This window comes from Vibrio sp. 2033 (assembly GCF_033339735.1).
Genome location: NZ_JAWOVC010000609.1, coordinates 1 through 580 on the forward strand (window position 1 = coordinate 1; position 580 = coordinate 580).

Below are 580 nucleotides of genomic sequence, written 5' to 3' on the forward strand. Positions count from 1 at the left end.
CATTAGTTAATCACGCGAGCAATGTTCTCCCACTCAGCGTGTTCTCTGGCGTAATCCATGAGCAAAACTTGATGCTCACTGAGGTTATCCAGCTCCGCTTTGTGGCTTTGTTGCGTAATTCAGACGAGAAACCGAACCTCCTAAAGTTGAGCGACTTTTATACAATATACTGAGTGTCAGGCATACCAAGCCCTGTAAGTTTGTTCAGTGCTTTGATCATGGCGTAAGTCTCGCCAACCTGAGCGTTGTAATTTCTTAGACTTAATTTCCCACCTAGCAACTGTTTTACTCGGTACATTGCGGTCTCTGACAGAGAGCGCTTATGATAGCCATACCGCTTTTTCCACTTCTTGTTGGAGCCGTAGAGCTTCTGGCAACCTACCGCTAAGTTACGAGGGTGCCCTTGTTCCCAGAAGGCTGCTCCTTCTCTTGGCGGGATGAGCGGAACAGCTCGCTTGATCCGTATGGCATCGTGGCAATCCCTTGTGTCATAAGCGCAATCACCAGATATCTCAATAATTCTTCGGCGTGTTTGCTTGAGCAAGTTAGAAAAGACTTCTACATCGGTAACATTAGATAA

The 580-nt window shown here is 46.6% G+C and carries 1 protein-coding gene; it reads right to left on the bottom strand.

Features of this window, described 5'->3' with window-relative positions; all coding sequences use genetic code 11:
* Positions 1–157 precede the first annotated feature (157 nt).
* Positions 158–580 (bottom strand): IS5 family transposase (locus R7P74_RS28065; RefSeq protein WP_318123953.1); only part of this gene is annotated, 423 nt, incomplete at its 5' end.